Genomic DNA, 19,278 nt, shown 5'->3' with positions numbered 1-19,278 from the left:
GTGCGGGCGGCGCGTCACGGGTCAGCAGGCGCCGTTGAAGAAGGAGATCTCACGCCGGACGACGGGCTGGCCCGGCACCCGGAACTCCAGCGCGACGCACCTGGGCTCCTTCACGTAGAAACCGCCCACGAACATCGTGTCGTGGTCGGAGCAGGCGGTGAAGGACACCGAGTGGTCGGCCTCGGCCGGGGTCCGGGCGTTCCTGGACGGCTCGGAGTAGAGCAGGCCCGCGCTGTCGTGGAACTTCGCCGGGATGGACACCGTGATCGTCTTGCCCTTCCTGACCAGCGCGCCGACTTTGAACCTGTGGTCGCTCCCGTACTGCTCGGCCCGGGCCTCGCCCCACGCGAGCAGGCCGGGGATGAGCAGCGGCCCCACCACGAGGTCGTCCGGCGCGGCGGCGCGGCTCGTCGTCTTCTCTCCCTCGAACTCCCCGTTGCGGTTCGCGCAGTTCAGCACCCGCGGGTTCTCCAGGCTCCCCGGCCGGCCGGCGGTCTGCGCCGCCGTTCGCGCGTCGGCCTCCCCGGCGGCACAAGCGGTCAAGGACGGCAGCAGCGCCACCACCGCCGCCCAGATCGATCCCCTGCGTACACCTTTGAAGATCATTATCCAGTTGTACACCGCGTCGCCGGAGGTGGCCAGAGGTCAGTGGATCACGACGGCGTGGTGCCCGCGGGGGACCAGCTCACCGATCACCGGGGCCCCCGGGACCTCCCCGGCGACCAGCAGTCCGCCGGAGGTCTGCGCGTCGGCGAGCAGCAGGAGCGTCTCCTCGGCCACCGTCCCGGTGTCGGTGTGCGGGGCCACCCAGTCCAGGTTGCGGCGCGAGCCGCCCGGCACGTAGCCGTCGCGCACGGCCTGCCGGGCGCCCTCGATGAGCGGGACGGCCGCCGCGTCGATCACCGCGGTGACGCCGGAGGCCCGGGCGAGCTTGTACAGGTGGCCCAGCAGGCCGAAGCCGGTGACGTCGGTGACGCAGCGGATGCCGGCCTCCAGCGCGGCCTGGGCGGCGTCGGCGTTGAGCCGGGTCATGACCTCGATCGCCTGCGGGAACACCTCGCCCGTGGCCTTGTGCCGGTTGTTCAGCGTGCCGGAGCCGATGGGCTTGGTCAGCGAGAGCGGCAGCCCGGGGCGGCCCGCGTCGTTGCGCGTCAGGTGGGCGGGGTCGGCCAGCCCGGTGACCGCCATGCCGTACATGGGCTCCGGCCCGTTCACGCTGTGCCCGCCCGCCACGTGGCACCCGGCCTGCCGCGCGACGTCCGCGCCGCCCCGCAGCACCTCCCGGGCGATCTCGTACGGCAGGCCGTCCCGGGGCCAGCACAGCACGTTGAGGGCGACGAGCGGCCGGCCGCCCATGGCGTAGACGTCCGAGAGCGCGTTGGCGGCGGCGATCCGGCCCCAGTCGTAGGGGTCGTCGACGACGGGCGTGAAGAAGTCCGCGGTGCTCACGATCGCGGTGCCGCCCTCGATCCGGACGACCGCCGCGTCGTCACCGGTCTCGGTGCCGACCAGCAGTTCGCCCAGCGGATCGGCGGGCTGCTCCTTCCCGAAACCGGCGAGCACGCTCTCCAGTTCGCCCGCCGGGATCTTGCAGGCACAGCCGCCACCCTGCGCGTAGTGCGTCAATCGCTGCATGATCGTAATGTACAGATATGTCGATCATGGTGTAAGTCCGGATGTCATGACCGATCCGCGGCGCCTCATCCCACGCACCGACACCGTACTCGCCGACCCGAGGTTCTCCCAGGCGCTGCTCCGGCTCGGGCACGACCGGGTCAAGGCCGTCGTCAACGAGGCCCAGCGCCTGGCCAGGGAGGGCACGATCGCCCCCGGCGAGGTCGCGGAGGCGGCACTGGCGTCCCTGCCCGCGGACGGCCCGCGCCGGGTCCTCAACGCCACCGGCGTGATCCTGCACACCAACCTGGGCCGCGCCCGCCTGTCGCGGGCCGCGGTGGAGGCGGTGGCCACCGCCGCGGGCAACACCGACATCGAACTCGACCTGGCCACCGGCCGCCGCGGCCGCCGGGGACGCGCAGCGATGGCGGCCCTGGCCGCCGCGGTGCCGGCCGCCCAGGCCGTCCACGTCGTCAACAACAACGCGGCGGCGCTCGTCCTGGCCGCCACCGCGCTGGCCGCGGGCAGAGAGATCATCATCAGCCGGGGCGAACTGGTCGAGATCGGCGACGGCTTCCGCCTCCCGGAGCTGCTCACCTCCACCGGAGCGCGGTTGCGCGAGGTCGGCACGACCAACCGCACGACAGCGGACGACTACGCCGCCGCGATCGGCCCGGACACCGGCTTCGTGCTGAAGGTCCATCCCTCCAACTACCGGATCGAGGGCTTCACCCGGACCCCCGGCGTCGGCGAGCTGGCCGCGCTGTGCGCTCGCCAGGACGTGCCCCTGGTGGCCGACGCGGGCTCGGGCCTGCTGCGTCCCGAGCCGCTGCTGCCGGACGAGCCCGACGCGGCGACCTGGCTCGCGCGCGGCGCTGACCTGGTGACCGCGAGCGGCGACAAGCTCCTGGGCGGGCCCCAGTGCGGGCTGCTGCTGGGCCGGGCCGACCTGGTGGAGCGGCTGCGCCGGCACCCCCTGGCCCGGGCGCTGCGGGTGGACAAGCTCACCCTCGCGGCGCTGGAGGCGACACTCGGCACCACCGGAACGCCGACATCCGCCGCCCTGCACGCCGACCCCGCCGGGCTGCGCCTTCGTGCCGAGACGCTCGCCGACCGGCTCACGCGGGCGGGGGTGGCGGCGCAGGCCGTCGCGAGCGCCGCCACGGTCGGCGGCGGGGGCGCGCCCGGGGTCACGCTGCCCAGCGCGGCCGTCGCGGTCGACGTCACGCTCGCCGAGCCGCTGCGCCTGGCGGAGCCGCCCGTGCTCGCCCGGGTGGAGCGCGGCCGCTGCCTCCTGGACCTGCGGGCCGTGGCCGCCGAGGACGACGAGGACCTGTACAACGCCGTGGTCACCGCCTGCAAGTGAACGGCTCCACCCAAGAAGGATCTTCAATTGGAGCGCCGGAGAGGGCTAAGATCACCAACGGAGGCGTCCGGGTGCCTGGTGGCCCTCTCGGTCTTCAAAACCGATGGCGCCGAGCAACTCGGCGCGGCGGGTTCGATTCCCGTCCGCCTCCGCCAGACCTCACCCCTGGAGCCCTTTGAGCATCGACGCGTTACTGGCCCGGGCACGTACCGGGCTGCGCCGCCTGCCGCCCGCCGAGGCCCTCGCCGCGGCCGGAGGTGAAGACGCCTTCATCGTCGACACCCGCCCGGAGTTCCAGCGCCGCAGCGGCGGCGAGGTGCCCGGCGCCATCGTCATCGAACGCAACCACCTGGAGTGGCGGCTCGACCCCCGCTGCGAGGCGCGGATCCCCGAGGCCACCTCGGCGCACATCCGCTGGATCATCCTGTGCGACGAGGGATACTCCTCCAGCCTCGCCGCCTCCTCCCTCAGGCAGCTCGGCCTGGCGAACGCCACCGACGTGATCGGCGGCTTCCAGGCGTGGACCGCGGCCGGGCTGCGGGTGAGCCGCCCCGCCGCCCTCACCCGGCCGCGCGGCCCGGGCGAACCCGGCACGGACACGAGGCTGACGGCCGCCGAGCGCGCATGTGGGTGATCGCCACCGCCGGGCACGTCGATCACGGCAAGTCGGCCCTGGTCCGCGCGCTCACCGGGATGGAACCTGACCGCTGGGCCGAGGAACGACGCCGGGGCATGACCATCGACCTCGGCTTCGCCTGGACCACCCTCGGCTCCGGACGGCAGCTGGCCTTCGTCGACGTCCCCGGGCACGAGCGGTTCGTCACCAACATGCTCGCCGGCGTCGGCCCGTGCCCCGCGGTCATGTTCGTGGTGGCGGCCGACGAGGGATGGCGGGCCCAGTCCGCCGAGCACCTGGCCGCCCTGCACGCCCTGGACGTACGGCACGGCCTGCTGGTGGTCACCCGCACCGACCTCGCCGACCCCGGACCGGCACTGCAGGAGGCCCGCCTCCACCTGGAAGGGACGAGCCTGTCGGGGATCGACGCCGTCCCCGTCAGCGCCCGGACCGGGCAGGGCCTGCCCGAGCTGACGGCCGCGCTCGACCGGCTCGCGTCCGGGCTCCCCGAACCACGCCGGGACGGCCCCGTGCGGTTGTGGATCGACCGGACGTTCACCGTCACCGGCGCCGGAACCGTCGTCACCGGCACGCTCACGCACGGCACGCTGCGGGTGGGCGACGAACTGCTCGCCGGGTCCGACCGGCTCCAGGTCCGCGGCCTTCAGACGCTCAACCAGCGGCGGGACGCGGTGACGGCGACCGCACGCGTCGCCGTCAACGTCAGGGGCGCCGATCGCGACACGCTGCCCCGGGGCACCCCGCTGCTCACCCCGGACGCCTGGATCACCACCCGGTCCGCGGACGTGCGACTGGAGCCCGGCGCGGACGTCGGCCGGGAACTCGTCTTCCACCTGGGCTCGGCCGCCGTTCCGGTGCGGGTGCGCCCGCTGGGATCGGACACGGCCCGCCTCACCCTCGCCCGGCCCATGCCGCTCAGGGCCGGTGACCACGGCCTGCTCCGAGATCCCGGCCGCCGGACGATCGTGGCCGGGGTGCGCGTCCTGGACGTGCGGCCGGCACCGCTGCGGCGACGGGGAGCCGCGTCGGTCAGGGGGGCCGCGCTCGCCGGGGTGACCGTGCCCACCGCCGCGGACCTGCTGCGCTGGCACGGACTGCTGAGCCGGGCCGAGCTGACCGCGATGGGCGCCGCCCCCGACATGCCGCCGGTGGCGGGCGACTGGTTCGCCGACCCCGGCCACTGGTCCGAGCTGCGCCGCAGCCTGACGGAGCAGGTGTCGCGGCGCGACCAGGGGATCACCGTGGAGGCCGCCGCCCGGCTGCTCGGCCTGCCCGACCGGCGGCTGGCCCGGGCGCTCGTCGTCGAGCCCCTGACGACCAGAGCAGGGGTGATCGTCAGCGGCGACCGGGCGCCGATGCCGCCGCAGGTCGAGAAGGCCGTCGACCGGCTGCGGATCGACCTGGTCGGCCGTCCCTTCGACGCCCCCACCGCCGAGCGCCTGGCCGAGCTCAAGCTGACCGGCGCCGCCCTCACCGCGGCCGTGCGGGCGGCGGCGTTGCTGCCCATCGGGAGGAACGTCGTTCTCCTGCCGGACGCGCCGGAGCTGGCGGTCGCCGTGCTGAGCACGCTGCCCGCGCCCTTCACCGTCAGCCAGGCCCGCACGGCCCTGGGCACGAGCCGCCGCGTCGCCGTACCGCTCCTGGAGTACCTCGACGCCCAGGGCCACACGCGGCGGGTCGACAACGAGTCCCGGATCTGCGTTCCGTCCGCCGCCGGGCGTGCATGATCACGTCAAGCGGTCGCGTGGCCCACGCCCGGGTGAGGGCGTCGCCGGGGCGGGGTGCCCCCGTACTCGGGGTGGTGCTCGAAATGCCACCACTCGTTGTCGAACATGCGGAACAGGTCGTAGCGGGCGCCGTGCTCCTCCAGCCAGCGGGCGCCCTCGTGGGGACGCACGTCCAGGGCGATGCCCTTGACATGGTTCGATTCCGACGGCGGCAGGACGAGCATGCGCGCCAGGTCCGGGGAGCCGGTGCGGCGCACCTCCTCGTCGAACATCCGCAGCTGGACGAGCGGGTCGCGGTATCCCGACGTGAGCCCGAGAAGCTGGCCGTGCCGCCAGAGCGCCTCGGTGCGCGCGGCGGTGAACGCCGCCAGGGCGCCGTCGGTGAGCCCGGTGAGGTCCTCGGCGGGGAACCGCATCCGTAACGCCCACCGGCAGGCCAGCTCGCGGGCCCGGCCGGGACGGCGGACGAGCGCCGCGGGCAGCAGGAGCACGGCGAGCACCAGCGTCACCACGGCGAACAGCCGATCGCGGGGACGAGCCGGAACAGTGCGTGGTTCGTTCATGACGAACTACGATTGGCGCCGAATATGTGTGGGTCGTCTGCCGAATGTCACCGTTCATCGACGGCGACCACCCCGGTCCGGCCGTGACACAACGATGACATGGCACAGACGAAGCGAGGACATGGCTGTCCCAGAGTGGACGGAGTTGACCGCGAGCAAGGTTACGGAGCGTGCTGTGGTACTCGGCGGCGTGTCGCGAGTGTTGCTGATCGAGGACGACCCGGCCGTGCGGGAGGGCCTTGAGCTGGCCCTGACCCGGCACGGGCATCGGGTGGGCGCCGTGGAGTCCGGCGAGGAGGGGCTGGAGCGGCTGCGGGCCGACCTTCCCGACGTCGTCGTGCTCGACCTCATGCTGCCCGGCATGAACGGGTTCGAGGTCTGCCGCCGCATCCGGGCCATCGGCGAGGTCCCGATCATCATGCTGACCGCGCTCGGCGACGACATCGACGTGGTGGCCGGACTGGAGGCGGGCGCCGACGACTACGTCGTCAAACCGGTGCAGCCCAGAGTGCTGGAGGCGCGCATCCGCGCCGTGCTCCGGCGGATCGGCCGCGACCAGGCGGAGCTGGAACGGCACGGTGACCTGACCGTCGACCGGGCCGGGCTGGTGGTCACCAAGCGCGGCGCGCCGGTCAAGCTCACCCCGGCCGAGCTGCGCCTGCTGCTGGAGCTCTCCGGCACGCCGGGCCGGGTGCACAGCCGCCAGCAACTGCTGGACTCGGTGTGGGAGCACGGGTACTTCGGCGACTCCCGGCTGGTCGACGCGTGCGTGCAACGGCTGCGCGCCAAGATCGAGGACGACTCGGCGTCCCCCGTCTACGTGCAGACGGTGCGGGGGTTCGGTTACCGGTTCGGGCCGGTGTGAGCCGCCCGGTGACGTCCGGGCCGAGCCTGGGGCTGCGCGCCCGGCTGTTGTTCGCGTTCGCGCTGCTGTGCGCGGTCACCGCGGCGGCGGTGGCCGGCGGGCTCTACGTCCAGGCCCGCAACGACATCCTGGAACGGACCCAGGACGCCGCGCTGAAGGCGACGAAAGAACGCCTGGAGACGCTCTTCCCCTTGCGGACCCCCGCTCCGGACCGGATCGAGCTCGGCGCCATCGCCGCCACCATGGCCGAGGGCAACAGCTACGCGCTGGCCGTCTACCGCGAGGAGTACGTGGAGGCCGGCCCGCCGCCGGGCCCGCCGCCGACCGCGCCGGGCGGCGGGCGGCCGGACCGGAACGGGCCGCTCCTGAGCTCCGAGACCGTCTCGGCGGACCTGCGGCGGACAGTGGCGGCGGGCGAGATCGCCTGGCAACGGGTGGTGCGGGAGGGCACTCCCTTCCTGATCATCGGCGCGCCGCTGGTGACCGTCGAACAGGACCGGTCGCGGGTGTCCGGCATCGAGGTCTACACCGCGCGCAGCCTGTATCCCGAACAGCGCAGCATCGACTGGCTCGCCACGCGCGCCTGGCTGATCGGCGGGGCGGCCATGGCGTTCGCGGTCGTCGTGGCGCTGCTGGCGACCCGCAGCGTGCTGCGCCCGGTGCGCGAGCTCGGCCGGGCGGCCCGCCTGCTGGGCGAGGGGGAGCTGCGGACCCGGATCGCGGTCCGCGGCTCCGACGAGCTGGCCGACGTGGCGCGTACCTTCAACGACACCGCCGCGGAGCTGGAACGGCACGTCACGCAGCTGCGCGAGATGGAGGCCGACGCCCGCCGGTTCGTGGCGGACGTGTCCCACGAGCTGCGCACCCCGCTGGCCGCGCTCGCCGCCGTCGCCGAGGTCCTCGACGACGAGGCGGTCCGGCTGCCCGAGCCCGCAGGCAAGGCCGCCAGGCTGGTCACCCAGGAGACGCTCAACCTCACCACGCTGGTGAACGACCTCATCGAGATCAGCAGGTTCGACTCCGGCGTCGCCGCCCTGTCGCTGAACGAGGTCGACGTGACCGAGCTGGTGCCCGCGACCCTGCGCGTGCGGGGCTGGTCGGACGCGGTGCGCACCGAGCTTCCCGCCTCGGCGACGGCGAGGCTGGACCCGCGCCGCGTGGACGTCGTCCTCGCCAACCTGGTCGGCAACGCCCTGCGGCACGGCGAGCCCCCGGTGTCGGTGCGGCTCACCGCCGACCCCCACTGGATCACCTTCGAGGTCCGCGACCACGGGCCGGGGCTGGACGCATCGGTGCTGCCGCACGCGTTCGACCGGTTCTACAAGGCCAGCGCGGCCAGGGCCAGATCGGAGGGCAGCGGCTTGGGCCTGGCCATCGCGCTGGAGAACGCGCGCCTGCACCGAGGCGACCTCACCGTCGCCAACGCCCCGGACGGCGGCGCCCTGTTCACGCTGCGCCTGCCGCGCTGGGCCGCCGATCCGGACGGAGCCTCCGCGTGAGGGCCGGGCCCGCCCGCCGCATGCTCGCCGCGGGCCTGGTGACGCTCGCCGCCGTGGCCGGCTGCGGCGTTCGTCCCAGCGACGTCATCTCCGCCGGCGAGCCGCCGAAGGGAACCGTCGCGCCGACCACGACGATCGTCCTCTACCTGGTGAAGGACGGCCGGCTCAGCGCGGTGACGCGGCCGAGCGCCCGTCCGGTGTTCCGGACCGAGAGGCTCGCGCTGCTGGCGGCCGGGCCCACCCCGGAGGAACGGACGCTCGGGCTCACCACCGAGGTCCCGCCGGAAGCCGGCCCGTTCTCGGTGACGGTCAGGGCGGGCGGGCGCATGGTGCTGACGGCGTCCGTTCCGGGCGGTGCCCTGTCCACCCTGGCCGTCCGGCAGGTGGTGTGCACGGCCGCCGCGTTGCCGGAGAGCCCCGCCCGGATCGCCCTCGCAGGGGCACGGGCGAGCGCCGACCCCCGCGACTGCCCGCGGTGACCGATGGCGGAGGTGCGGGTCGCTCCAGCCGAACCTGACGAAGGTCGGCAAGGGCGAGGGCCCGTGCGCGTGAGGAGTGAAGACGGAGGGGTATGCGCAGGTGGGGGCCGGTGTGATGGCGAACGGGGGATCCATGCTGGGGCTGCCTGAGGGGATTCGGGGGTGCCTGTTCGACATGGACGGCGTGCTGACGCGCACCGCCACCGTGCACGCCAGGGCGTGGAAGTCGATGTTCGACGACTTCCTGCGAGCCTGGAGCGACAGGACCGGGACCGCGTTCGTGCCCTTCGACGAGGGCGCCGACTACGACCGTTACGTGGACGGCAAGAAACGGGTGGACGGCGCCCGCAGCTTCCTGGACGCCCGAGGCATCGCCCTGCCCGAGGGGACGCCGGACGACCCACCCGGCACGATGACCGTGTACGGCCTGAGCAACCGCAAGAACGACCTGGTACAGGCCATCATCGACCGGGACGGCGTGGACGTGTTCCCCGGCTCCGTCCGCTACCTGGCCGCGGTCCGGGACGCCGGGCTGCGCCGCGCGGTGGTGTCCTCCAGCGCCAACACCGAGCAGGTCCTGGCCGCCGCCGGGCTCGCCGCGCAGTTCGAGGCCCGGATCGACGGCGTCGTGGCCAGGGAGCGGCGGCTCGCGGGCAAGCCGGCTCCGGACATGTACCTGGCGGGCGCCGAGGCCGTGGGGCTGACGGCGTCCGAGGCGGCGGTGTTCGAGGACGCCCTGGCCGGAGTCGCCGCAGGCCGGGCGGGAGGGTTCGGCTTCGTCGTCGGCGTCGACCGGGCCGGGCAGGCGGACGCGCTGCGCGCCCACGGCGCCGACGTCGTGGTCACCGACCTGGCCGACCTGCTGGAGCGGGGCACGCCGTCCCGGGAGACCGGATGATCCGGCATCCGGCGTTCGCCGTCGAGCCGTGGACGATCCGGGAGCAGCATCTCGACCTGCGGGTGCTGGCGCAGACCGAGTCGGTGTTCGCGCTGTCCAACGGCCACATCGGGCTGCGCGGCAACCTGGACGAGGGCGAGCCGCACGGGGCGCCGGGCACGTACCTCAACGGGTTCTACGAGGTGCGGCCGCTGCCGTACGCGGAGGCGGGCTACGGATACCCCGAATCGGGACAGACGGTAGTGAACGTCACCAACGGCAAGGTGATCCGGTTGCTGGTCGGCGACGAGCCGTTCGACCTGCGGTACGGGACGCTGCACAGCCACGAGCGGGTCCTCGATCTGCGCGCCGGCACCCTGACGCGCACGGTGCACTGGAGCTCCCCGACCGGGAACCCGGTCCGGATCAGGTCCACCCGGCTGGTGTCCTTCACCCACCGCGCGGTCGCCGCGATCCTGTACGAGGTCGAGGCCGTCGACCGGCCGTTGCGGGTCGTCGTCCAGTCGGAGCTCGTCGCCAACGAGACCCAGACGTACGCGGGCGGCGACCCGCGCGCCGCCGCCCCGTTGCACGCGCCGCTGGTGGTGGAGGAGAACGTCCCCTGCAGCGACGGAACGGCCATCATGGTTCACCGCACCCGGGCCAGCGGCCTGCGCGTGGCCGCCGGGATGTGCCACGAGATCGACGGGCCGGACGGCACCCGGAGCGAGGCGCAGCTCAGCGACGACGTCAGCCGGATGACCGTGGCCACCCGCCTGTCGCCCGGCCGGACGCTGCGGCTGGTCAAGTTCTTCTCCTACGGATGGTCGGCGCAGCGCTCCCGGGCCGCGCTGCACGACCAGGTGGCCGCGGCGCTGGCCTCCGCCCGTCTGGACGGATGGGACGGCCTGCACGCCGACCAGCGCCGCTACCTCGACGACTTCTGGGAAGGCGCCGACGTCGAGGTGGAGGGCGACGCCGAGGTGCAGCAGGCGGTGCGTTTCGGGCTGTTCCATCTGCTGCAGTCGGCCGCCCGCCTGGAGGAGCGCGCCATCCCGGCCAAGGGCCTGACCGGCTCCGGCTACGACGGGCACGCCTTCTGGGACACCGAGATCTTCGTGCTGCCGGTGCTCACCTACACCCATCCGGCAGCCGTCGCGGACGCGCTGTCGTGGCGGCGCACCACGATCCCGCCGGCCCGCGAGCGCGCCAGACAGCTCGGCCTGCACGGCTCCGCCTTCCCCTGGCGGACCATCCACGGCGAGGAGTGCTCCGGCTACTGGCCCGCCGGAGCCGCGGCCTTCCACGTCAACGCCGACATCGCGCACGCGGCGGCCCAGTACGTGGACGCGAGCCAGGACATGTCGTTCGAACAGCAGACCGGCCTGCCGCTGCTGGTCGAGACGGCCCGGCTGTGGTGTGCCCTCGGCCACCACGACGCGGCCGGGCGCTACCGCATCGACGGTGTGACCGGCCCCGACGAGTACACCGCCGTGGTCGACGACAACGTGTACACGAACCTGATGGCCCAGCAGAACCTTCGCGCCGCGGCCGAGGCCGCGTCCCGCCATCCGGGCCCGGCGCAGCGGCTCCAGGTCACCGCCGAGGAGATCCGCCGCTGGCGGGATGCGGCGGAGGCGATGTCCGTGCCCTACGACGAGCGGCTGGGGGTCCATCCGCAGTGCGAGGGCTTCACCCGGCACGCGCCCTGGGACTTCGCGGCCACCGGGCCCGACCAGTACCCGTTGCTGCTGCACTTCCCGTACTTCGATCTCTACCGCAAGCAGGTGGTCAAGCAGGCCGACCTGGTGCTCGCCATGCATCTGCGCGGAGACGCCTTCACGCCGGAGCAGAAGTCCCGCAACTTCGCCTACTACGAGCCTCTGACCGTGCGGGACTCGTCCCTGTCGGCCTGCACCCAGGCGGTGATCGCCGCCGAGGTGGGCCATCTGGAGCTGGCCTATCGCTATCTCGGCGAGGCGGCGCTGATGGACCTGGCGGATCTGGAGAAGAACACCATGGACGGCGTGCACATGGCCTCGCTGGCCGGAGCGTGGATCGCGCTCGTCTCGGGCTTCGGCGGGATGCGCGCGGGTCAGGGACGGATCTGCTTCGCCCCGTCGCTCCCGCCCGGCATCACCCGGCTCGCCTTCCGGCTGCGCTACCGCGGCAGCCTGCTCAGCGTCGGCATCGCGCCGGAGGCGACGGTCTACCGGCTGCTGCGGGGGCCGTCGATCACGGTGACCCACCACGGCGAGGACATCCTCCTGGACCGGACGGAGGTCACCCGGCCCAACCCGTCGCGGCCGGCGCCGGAGCAGCAGATCCACCAGCCGCCCGGCCGCGAACCGGGCCCGCGCACGGGACGGGTCTCCCAGTGACCGAAGCCGCCCCCGGAGGCTTTCAGTCGTTGCAGCGGCTCGACGACCAGGTGATGTAGCCGCTGAGCCTGCCCCAGGTCGAGACCGAACGATCGCAGAACTCCGTCCTGACGCCCACCAGGTTGGTGCGCGCGGAGTCGGAGAAGTACTGGGTGTTGCACAGGTAGCCGACCGGGCAGGCAGGGACGGCCTGCGCGGCGGCCGGGATGACGGCGAGCGTGGCGGCGGCCAGGACCGCGACGGCCAGTACGCGACGGATCATGGATCGTCCTTCCTGATTCGCATGGAAACGGGGGGAATCAGCTACGGAATTTCGGGCCAGTCCTGGCGTACGGTGCGCACGCCCCATTCCTAGAAGGAGTAACGGTCCCTCGGCTTCATGAGCGGCTCAGCCGGTGATCGAAATGATCCGTCCCAAAGGGAGAAAACGCAAGGGGAGCGCATATCGGACCTTCCGCCGCGGCCGGGATTTGATCGGCACCCTTGGGGGCCGCGCGGATGTTCCGGAGAGTGTTGTCCCGGTGACGTTCGGTCGGGATGCTGATGTGCATGAGCAGTGGAGGTCGGGGCCGCTGGGTGGTGTCGCCGGTCGCGCTCGCGGTGGTGCCGGTCGGGATCGGGCTGGTGGGGAACCTGGCGACCGGCACCGTCGAGCTGAAGGCCTGGTGGTGGGCCCCGGCCACCTGGCTGTTGACCGGTGTGCTGGTCGTGGTCGCCGTCGCGGCGCAGGTCGTGCGGTCGCGCGCCGTGCCGCCGAGCCAGGAGGCGGCGATGCGCGGCGCCGTGGGGGAGTTGCGGCGGCGGGTGCGGGAGCAGTGGGAGCACGAGGCGGTGTTGCGGGGCGTCCGTCAGCCGGTGCCGTTGCGGGTGCGGTGGTCCTCGACCGGCCGACCGGTCGCGGAGGCGCGCCCGGTGGTGCTGGACGAACCGCAGAGCACGTGGCAGGACCTGCCGCTGGAAGGCGACATCACGCAGATCGTCGAGAAGTTCCGCGGGCTGCCCCATCGGCAGTTGGTGGTGCTCGGAGAGGCGGGCGCGGGCAAGAGCGTCCTGGCGATGCTGCTCACGCTCGGACTGATCGAGCAGTCGGCGGCGGACGATCCGGTCCCGGTGCTGCTGCCGGCCACGTCCTGGGATCCGCGGGAGGAGTCGGTACGCCGGTTCACGGCCCGGCGGCTGGCCGAGGACTACCCCATGCCGCCCGGCCTGCCGGAGGGCCGCCACCTGATGGACCTGCTGATGAGCGAGGGGCGGCTGCTGCCGGTGCTGGACGGCCTGGACGAGCTTCCGGCCGAGTCCCAGGAGCGGGCGCTGCGCAAACTGGACGAGTTCGCCGCGACGGGACGACCGCTGGTGGTCACCTGCCGCCCCCGCGAATTCCAGCGAGCCGTGGACGCCGGCCGCCGGATCGTCTCCCGGGCCGCGGTCGTGGAGATCATGCCGGTCGACGTGGAACAGGTGATCGCGTTCCTGTCCCACCCCGAGCCGTTCCGGCATCGCTGGGAACCGGTCTTCACCCACCTGCGTGACGCCCCCGACGGGCCGCTGGCACGGGTGCTGTCCACGGCCTTGACGGTGTCGCTGGCCCGTGCCGCCTACACCTCCGCGGAAGCCGACCCCACGGCCCTGACTCGCCTCGGCGGCCGGGAAGCCGTCACCGCGGCGCTCATGGACACGTTCGTGACGAGTGTCCACGACCCCGACCGGCCGGTGCCGCCCGACGGGCGGCCGCCACGACGGCACACCTCCGCCGCGGCCAGGCGCTGGCTCGGGTCGCTGGCCCTGCACCTGCGGCTGGCGGGCAGGACGGAACTGGTCTGGTGGCAGTTGTCCCCCGACCTGTACACCTTCGACGCGGAGACGATCAGGGTACGGGTCGTGACGGTCATCGCCGCCGTCGTGGGCGCCGGCGTCACGGCGGCGGCCGGCGCGATACCGGGGGGTGTGGCGGCGCTCACCGTGGCAGCCGCCCTGGCCGCCGCCGGGGCGGGCCTGCTGCGGCCACTCTGGCCGCACGCCTACCCGCCGTACGCGCCCACCTCCTACACACCGGTTCGCCGCTCCCGGGTCATGACGTCGCGAGCCGGATTCGGCGTCGTGCCCGGGCTGCTGACCGGGATCATGACCGGCGAGCCGGAGGCGGGAGCGGCCGGCGCCCTGGTCGTCGGGCTGCTCACCCTGGTCGTGCCGTTCCTGCCGTCGCGGACCGGGCCGCGGAGCACCACGCCACGCGCCACGCTGAACGCCAACCACCGCGCCACCGCCGTCGCCGCCGCCCAGCACGGCGGCACCGCCGCACTGGTCTTCGCCGCCTCCGCCGCGGCGCTGGCCCCGGCGGCGACTCCCTGGACCGCCGTCACCGCCGCAGCCGTCTACGGGTGGTTCGCGGCCTGCGGCGCGGGACTGTCGACCTGGATCGACTACAAGATCACCCATGTTCGTCTCGCCGTGAAGGGGCGGCTCCCCTGGAGATTGTGGGCGTTCCTGGAAGACCAGCACCAGCGCCAAACCCTGCGTCAGTCGGGGACCGCCTGGCAGTTCCGCCACGCCCTGCTGCAACACCACCTCACCGCCACCCCGTATACCGAGCATCTGTACGCCTGCGCCCGCCAGGGCGACGCGGGCGCCCTCGCACTCGTCGCCGACCGGCTGGTCGAAGAGGGCAGGCTTGAGGAGGCCGTCGTCATGCTCGGCGCGTGGGCCGACCACGGCGCCTCGGGCACCGCCGCGTCGGCCGGCCTCAAACTGGCCCGCTTGCTGGCCGAGCACGGCCGCGTCGAGGAGCTGCGCGCCCGGGCCGACGCGGGCGACGGGCACGCCTGGGCGATCCTGGCCTACCTGCTGGAACGGCAGGGCCGGATCGAGGAGGCCGTCACCGTGCTGCGTCCGCACGCGGCGCGGGGCGCGGCGCCGCAACTGGCTCGGCTCCTCGCCCGCCAGGACGGTGCCCAGGAGGCCATCGACCTCCTCCACGCCCACCCCGACCAGGACCCCCACTGGGCCGGCACACTGGCCGAGCTGCTGGCCCGGCAGGGCCGGACCGAGGAACTGCGCGACCGAGCCGACCGGGGCGACCGCGCCGCCGGGGACCGGCTGGCCCGGCTGCTGGCCGAACAGGGGCGCGTGGAGGAGCTGCGGGCGCGCGCCACGGCGGGCGATCCGCACGCGGCCCACCGCCTCGCCCGGCTGCTCGCCCGGCAGGGACGGCCGGAGGACGCGGTCGCCCTGCTCCTGCCATACGCCGTCCCGGCGGAGCGATCGGTCGAGACGCATGCCGTCCTGCCGTTGCTCAGCCGTCTTCTGACGATGGCAGGGCGGGAGGAGGAGGCCGTCACCGTGCTCCGCGCCCACGCCCACCTGGGCGACGCCGTCGCCGTCAGGCTGCTGGCCGAGCGGGCGGAAGCCTGACCGAAGGGGCCGTACGCGGACACCCGCAGCTTCTGCGATGATAATGCTCTATACATCCAAATATTTAGATCTATGGAGTGTAGATGTCGAAGGTGCTGATCGTCGGGGCCGGGGCGTTGGGGCAGGTGTTCGGGGCGTGGCTGGCCGCGGCCGGGGCCCGGGTCAGCTATCTCGTGAGGCCGGGCCGGGAGGGCTGGGAAGGGGCTTCGCTGTACCGGCTCAGGTGGGGGCGGGCCCCGGTGGGCGAGCGGATCGTGCCGTACGAGGTGAGCAGCGAACCGCCCCGCGAACGGTGGGACATGGTGTGGCTCTGCGTGGACTCGCCCGCGCTGCGCGGCGAGTGGACGAGTGCGCTGCGCGAGGTGACCGGCACGGCCACGGTGGTCACCATCGGCCAGGATCCGGGCGATCTGCACACCCTCGCCCGAGTCTGGCCACAGGAGCAGATCGTCCAGGTGACCCCGATGCTGCTCGCCTACCAGGCGCCGCTGGAGCGGGAGGTCCCGGGGCCGGGGGTCGCGTACTGGGTGCCGCCGGGTTCGGCGACGGGCGTCACCGGAGCGCGTGCCCCGCAGGTCGTCGCCGCGCTCCGGGCCGGCGGCGTACGGGCCAGGCAGGTGACGCGGGCCGGCACGGGGGAGCTCACCGCCGCCCGGATGATCCCCTACATCGCCGAGCTGGAGTCCTCCGGCTGGCGGTTGCCCGCGTCGAGCACCGGGTTGCGGCGCGCCGCCGCGGCCGTCCGGGAGGCCGCCGGCGTCGTCTCCGCCCAGCACGGACTGCGCGCTCCCCTCTCCGTCCCGTCCTGGGCGGTGGGGCTGGCGTTGCGCGTGCTGCCCTGGCTGCTCCCCCTCGACCTGCGACGCTACCTGGAGACGCATTTCACGAAGGTGAGCGCGCAGACGCGGCTGATGCTGGACGGCTGGATCGCCGAAGGCGCCGCCAGGTCGCTGCCGGTCGGCCGGCTGTCCGCCCTGCGCGACTCGCTGCCCGCATGAGCGGCTCCATCGACGCCCGGGACGTCCTCGCGCTGTTCGCGCGGACCCGGCCGCTGTTCACCGCCCTGGGGGACGAGCGCAGGCAGGAGATCGTCGTCTTCCTGCTGGAGTCGGCGGCCCCGCGCAGCGTCGGCGACATCGCCGCGCACCTGGAGCTGTCCCAACCCGCCACCTCCCACCATCTCAAGATCCTGCGCGACGCGGATCTGCTGACGGTGCGGCGCAAGGGCACCCTGCGCCTGTACGACCTCAACGCCACGGCCTACCCGGACCTCCTGACCCCGATGCGCGACCTCATCACGACGATCATCTCCTGCGCGTCCGACCTGGGGGACCAGCCGAACAGCCAGTAGAGCGCCGGGAGCGGGCGGCCCGAAGGCGCCTGCTCCCGGTTGACGAAGATCGCGGACGTCAATACCCTTTTACTAATCTAATAGGAAAAGGGTATTGCGGTGATCAAGTTTCGCCTCGACCCGAGCTCTGGTGTGGCGACCTATCTCCAACTGGTGCATCAGGTCAAACACGCCCTGCGGCTCGGTGTGCTCAAGCCGGGTGATCGGCTGCCGACGATCAAGGAGGTCGTCGGCGACCTCGCGATCAACCCGAACACCGTGGCCAAGGCCTACCGCGAACTCGAACACGAGGGCCTCGTCGTCGGCCGGCCCGGGCTGGGCACGTTCGTCCGGCGGTCCCTGGGCAGCGGATCCACGGCCGATCACACCCGGCTCTTCCACGACCTCGCCCGGTGGGTGCACGACTGCCGCGAAGCCGGGCTCGACCAAGGAGACATGGAGGCGCTGTTCGCCTCGGCGCTCGCCGACCCCGCCCAGGAGGGGATCGCATGACAGCGGATCGGACAGTCAGGATGTTCGGCGGCGGCTCCGGTGAGTTCACCGCCCTCGCGCAGGGCCCGACCGCTCTGGAGGCCATGGGGCTCGCCAAGCGGTATCGGGGCACATGGGCGTTACGCGACTGCACGCTGTCCGTCCCCGCCGGCCGGGTCATCGCGCTCGTCGGACCGAACGGCGCGGGCAAGTCCACGTTCCTGCATCTGGTCGCCGGGCTGATCACCCCCACCCGGGGCAGCGTGCGCGTCTTCGGCGAACCGGTCGGGCAGCGGGCGGCGGCTTTGGCGCGGGTGGCGTTCCTGGCCCAGGACAAGCCCCTCTACGGCGGCTTCACCGTCGCCGAGATGCTCCGGTTCGGACACCATCTCAATCCGGGATGGGACGACGCCTTCGCCCGGCAACGGCTGGCGGAACTGGACCTCCCGCTGAACCGCAAGGTGGGCAAGCTCTCCGGCGGCCAGCAGGCGCAGGTCGCGCTGACCATCGCCGTGGCCAAACGGCCGGATCTGCTGGTCATGGACGAGCCGCTCGCCAACCTCGACCCCGTGGCCCGGCACGACGTGATGCGCTCCCTGATGACGGCGGTCGCCGAGACCCGGATGACGGTCGTGCTGTCCTCTCACGTGGTCTCCGACCTCACCAACGCCTGCGACTGGCTGGTGGTGCTCAACCGCGGCCAGGTCCAGATCAGCGGCGAGGTCGACGAACTGCTCGCCACCCACCGGATGTTGTCCGGCCCGGCCGAGCTCGCCGACGGGGTGGCGGCCCGGATGCCGGTGATCAGCGACAGCCGCAGCGAACGGCAGGCCGACCTGCTGGCCCGCACCGGCCCGGAATCGCCGTTGCTCGACCCGCGATGGAGATCGTCCGGTGTGAGCCTGGAGGAGCTGGTGCTGGCCTACCTGCGCCGCCCCGACGCCACCTCGCTACCCCGTCCGGCTTTGACCGTTTCCTGACCTGAGGAGAACTGGAAGTGTTGTGGCTCACCTGGCGGCAGCACCGCACGCAGCTGCTGGTCACCATGGCGGCGCTGGCCGTCCTCGGCGCGGTTCTGCTCATCAATGGTCTGGGCGCGGCCGGCTTCGCCGCCCAGCACGCCCCGGCAGCCGACTGCGTGGCCGACACGCCCGAGTGCAGCGCCTACCTCGTGGAGATGAACGAGCGCATCCGGCCGGTGGGCGAACTCCTCAGCTGGCTTCCGCTGCTGGCCCCGGCCATGATCGGCGCCTTCTGGGGTGCTCCGCTGCTGGCCCGGGAGTTCGAGCAGGGCACGCACCAGCTGGCCTGGACGCAGTCGGTGACACGGCGGCGCTGGCTGGCGGCCAAGATCGTCGGGCTCGGTGCGGCGGTCACGCTCGGCGGGCTGGTGCTGGCCTGCGCCGTGAGTCCGTGGCTGGCGGCCTTCGATGTCGCACCCTTCAACGTCGACCGCTTCGACCCGCGCTGGTTCCGCCTGGTCGGCATCGTGCCGGCGGCCTGGTGGTTGTCCGCGTTCCTGCTCGGCATGGCCGCCGGCGCGCTGTTCCGGCGGACCCTGCCGGCGATGGCGGTGACCCTGGCGGTGTGCGCGCTGGCCTTCTTCGGGCTCCTCAGGGCGCCGTCCTCGTACGCGGCGCCGGTACGAGCCGTGCAGGCCGAGGTCATCGACGCACTCACGCCGGAGGGCTCCCTGTCCGTGGACGACTACTGGATCGACCGGAGCGGCAGGCAGTACACCTCTCAGGACAGGACGCTCGCGCTCGCCGGCCTCTGTGGGACGGACGAGACGACGAAGAAGTACGCTAAATGCTCATTCCGTCACGGCTTTCGGCAGGTGGCCGAGTTTCACCCGGCGGGCCGGTTCTGGCGGTTCCAGTTGACCGAGGCGGGAATCCTGCTCATCCCCGCTCTCGCGTTGGGCGGCGTCGCCGTCCGGCGCACCCTTCGGCCCCGCATCTGAACCCGGACGAGGCCAGGGCCGGCGCCCATGGCGAGCCCTGCCCTTGCCAGGGCGCGGACGCAGGCCGATCCTGGAGC

Annotated in this window: 18 protein-coding genes and 1 tRNA gene; 15 read left to right on the top strand and 4 right to left on the bottom strand. The window is 73.1% G+C overall.

The genetic code is table 11. The annotated features are described in order from the left end of the window. Positions 1–21: 21 nt before the first annotated feature. A complete protein-coding gene (locus ABZ815_RS30575) occupies positions 22–606 on the bottom strand; it encodes a hypothetical protein (RefSeq protein WP_357703955.1) in 585 nt (194 codons plus the stop codon). A 39-nt stretch (positions 607–645) separates the two neighbouring features. Further along, entirely contained in the window at positions 646–1,635 is a 990-nt protein-coding gene (selD, locus tag ABZ815_RS30570; RefSeq protein WP_357703953.1) for a selenide, water dikinase SelD, read from the bottom strand. 46 nt (positions 1,636–1,681) lie between these two features. Here selD and selA point away from each other — a divergent pair, with 46 nt between their 5' ends. The 4 genes from selA to selB all read left to right on the top strand — a co-directional run bounded on the left by selA (position 1,682) and on the right by selB (position 5,344). Beyond that, positions 1,682–2,980 carry an L-seryl-tRNA(Sec) selenium transferase gene (selA, locus tag ABZ815_RS30565; protein WP_357703951.1) on the top strand — a complete coding sequence of 433 codons (1,299 nt, stop codon included), beginning with the start codon at positions 1,682–1,684 and terminating at the stop codon, positions 2,978–2,980. A gap of 59 nt (positions 2,981–3,039) precedes the next feature. After that, positions 3,040–3,135, top strand: a tRNA-Sec gene (locus ABZ815_RS30560). 20 nt (positions 3,136–3,155) lie between these two features. Further along, a complete protein-coding gene (locus ABZ815_RS30555) occupies positions 3,156–3,614 on the top strand; it encodes a rhodanese-like domain-containing protein (protein ID WP_357703949.1) in 459 nt (152 codons plus the stop codon). Next, positions 3,605–5,344, top strand: coding sequence for a selenocysteine-specific translation elongation factor (gene selB / locus ABZ815_RS30550; protein ID WP_357703947.1), 1,740 nt, complete (start codon positions 3,605–3,607; stop codon positions 5,342–5,344). The genes ABZ815_RS30555 and selB overlap by 10 nt, the downstream gene beginning before the upstream one ends. Before the next feature lie 5 nt (positions 5,345–5,349). On the opposite strand, the gene vanY-N is transcribed toward selB, so the two are convergent. Next, entirely contained in the window at positions 5,350–5,907 is a 558-nt protein-coding gene (vanY-N, locus tag ABZ815_RS30545; protein ID WP_357703945.1) for a D,D-peptidase/D,D-carboxypeptidase VanY-N, read from the bottom strand. A 190-nt stretch (positions 5,908–6,097) separates the two neighbouring features. Between vanY-N and ABZ815_RS30540 the strand changes: the two genes are divergently transcribed. The 5 genes from ABZ815_RS30540 to ABZ815_RS30520 all read left to right on the top strand — a co-directional run bounded on the left by ABZ815_RS30540 (position 6,098) and on the right by ABZ815_RS30520 (position 12,008). Beyond that, entirely contained in the window at positions 6,098–6,772 is a 675-nt protein-coding gene (locus ABZ815_RS30540; protein ID WP_357703943.1) for a response regulator transcription factor, read from the top strand. An 8-nt stretch (positions 6,773–6,780) separates the two neighbouring features. Beyond that, the gene (locus ABZ815_RS30535) at positions 6,781–8,271 is read left to right on the top strand and encodes a HAMP domain-containing sensor histidine kinase (RefSeq protein ID WP_357703941.1); all 1,491 of its coding nucleotides are present in this window, start codon (positions 6,781–6,783) and stop codon (positions 8,269–8,271) included. Next, on the top strand, positions 8,268–8,750 hold the full coding sequence (locus ABZ815_RS30530) for a hypothetical protein (RefSeq protein WP_357703939.1): 483 nt from the start codon (positions 8,268–8,270) through the stop codon (positions 8,748–8,750). The genes ABZ815_RS30535 and ABZ815_RS30530 overlap by 4 nt, the downstream gene beginning before the upstream one ends. 133 nt (positions 8,751–8,883) lie before the next feature. After that, positions 8,884–9,648 carry a beta-phosphoglucomutase family hydrolase gene (locus tag ABZ815_RS30525; RefSeq protein ID WP_357703937.1) on the top strand — a complete coding sequence of 255 codons (765 nt, stop codon included), beginning with the start codon at positions 8,884–8,886 and terminating at the stop codon, positions 9,646–9,648. Next, entirely contained in the window at positions 9,645–12,008 is a 2,364-nt protein-coding gene (locus ABZ815_RS30520; RefSeq protein WP_357703935.1) for a glycoside hydrolase family 65 protein, read from the top strand. Before ABZ815_RS30525 ends, ABZ815_RS30520 begins: the two co-directional genes overlap by 4 nt. 22 nt (positions 12,009–12,030) lie before the next feature. Here the strand turns inward: ABZ815_RS30520 and ABZ815_RS30515 are convergent, their stop codons facing one another. After that, positions 12,031–12,270: a DUF6289 family protein gene (locus tag ABZ815_RS30515; protein WP_357703933.1), complete on the bottom strand. Its 240-nt coding sequence runs from the start codon at positions 12,268–12,270 to the stop codon at positions 12,031–12,033. Between the two features lie 287 nt (positions 12,271–12,557). Between ABZ815_RS30515 and ABZ815_RS30510 the strand changes: the two genes are divergently transcribed. The 6 genes from ABZ815_RS30510 to ABZ815_RS30485 all read left to right on the top strand — a co-directional run bounded on the left by ABZ815_RS30510 (position 12,558) and on the right by ABZ815_RS30485 (position 19,201). Then, complete coding sequence (locus ABZ815_RS30510; RefSeq protein ID WP_357703931.1) at positions 12,558–15,416, top strand: NACHT domain-containing protein; 2,859 nt, start codon at positions 12,558–12,560, stop codon at positions 15,414–15,416. A gap of 83 nt (positions 15,417–15,499) precedes the next feature. Continuing rightward, on the top strand, positions 15,500–16,414 hold the full coding sequence (locus ABZ815_RS30505) for a 2-dehydropantoate 2-reductase N-terminal domain-containing protein (RefSeq protein ID WP_357703929.1): 915 nt from the start codon (positions 15,500–15,502) through the stop codon (positions 16,412–16,414). Next, on the top strand, positions 16,411–16,767 hold the full coding sequence (locus ABZ815_RS30500; RefSeq protein ID WP_357703927.1) for a metalloregulator ArsR/SmtB family transcription factor: 357 nt from the start codon (positions 16,411–16,413) through the stop codon (positions 16,765–16,767). Before ABZ815_RS30505 ends, ABZ815_RS30500 begins: the two co-directional genes overlap by 4 nt. A gap of 99 nt (positions 16,768–16,866) precedes the next feature. Then, positions 16,867–17,259 (top strand): GntR family transcriptional regulator, encoded by a 393-nt coding sequence (locus ABZ815_RS30495; RefSeq protein WP_357703925.1) that lies wholly within the window; start codon positions 16,867–16,869, stop codon positions 17,257–17,259. Further along, entirely contained in the window at positions 17,256–18,218 is a 963-nt protein-coding gene (locus tag ABZ815_RS30490; protein WP_357703923.1) for an ABC transporter ATP-binding protein, read from the top strand. The genes ABZ815_RS30495 and ABZ815_RS30490 overlap by 4 nt, the downstream gene beginning before the upstream one ends. 17 nt (positions 18,219–18,235) lie before the next feature. Further along, a complete protein-coding gene (locus ABZ815_RS30485) occupies positions 18,236–19,201 on the top strand; it encodes an ABC transporter permease subunit (RefSeq protein ID WP_357703921.1) in 966 nt (321 codons plus the stop codon). Positions 19,202–19,278 lie beyond the last annotated feature (77 nt).

The organism is Nonomuraea sp. NPDC047529, assembly GCF_040642995.1.
Classification (GTDB): domain Bacteria; phylum Actinomycetota; class Actinomycetes; order Streptosporangiales; family Streptosporangiaceae; genus Nonomuraea.
Note: the sequence above shows the minus strand (reverse complement) of the source record. Positions and strands in the feature narration are given on the sequence as shown.

Bases quoted from the DNA above. Each gene is read 5' to 3' on its own strand.
- ABZ815_RS30575 (WP_357703955.1), bottom strand. From the start codon at position 606: ATGATCTTCAAAGGTGTACGCAGGGGATCGATCTGGGCGGCGGTGGTG.
- selD (WP_357703953.1), bottom strand. From the start codon at position 1,635: ATGCAGCGATTGACGCACTACGCGCAGGGTGGCGGCTGTGCCTGCAAG.
- selA (WP_357703951.1), top strand. From the start codon at position 1,682: ATGACCGATCCGCGGCGCCTCATCCCACGCACCGACACCGTACTCGCC.
- selB (WP_357703947.1), top strand. From the start codon at position 3,605: ATGTGGGTGATCGCCACCGCCGGGCACGTCGATCACGGCAAGTCGGCC.
- vanY-N (WP_357703945.1), bottom strand. From the start codon at position 5,907: ATGAACGAACCACGCACTGTTCCGGCTCGTCCCCGCGATCGGCTGTTC.
- ABZ815_RS30525 (WP_357703937.1), top strand. From the start codon at position 8,884: ATGCTGGGGCTGCCTGAGGGGATTCGGGGGTGCCTGTTCGACATGGAC.
- ABZ815_RS30520 (WP_357703935.1), top strand. From the start codon at position 9,645: ATGATCCGGCATCCGGCGTTCGCCGTCGAGCCGTGGACGATCCGGGAG.
- ABZ815_RS30515 (WP_357703933.1), bottom strand. From the start codon at position 12,270: ATGATCCGTCGCGTACTGGCCGTCGCGGTCCTGGCCGCCGCCACGCTC.
- ABZ815_RS30510 (WP_357703931.1), top strand. From the start codon at position 12,558: ATGAGCAGTGGAGGTCGGGGCCGCTGGGTGGTGTCGCCGGTCGCGCTC.
- ABZ815_RS30505 (WP_357703929.1), top strand. From the start codon at position 15,500: ATGTCGAAGGTGCTGATCGTCGGGGCCGGGGCGTTGGGGCAGGTGTTC.
- ABZ815_RS30500 (WP_357703927.1), top strand. From the start codon at position 16,411: ATGAGCGGCTCCATCGACGCCCGGGACGTCCTCGCGCTGTTCGCGCGG.
- ABZ815_RS30490 (WP_357703923.1), top strand. From the start codon at position 17,256: ATGACAGCGGATCGGACAGTCAGGATGTTCGGCGGCGGCTCCGGTGAG.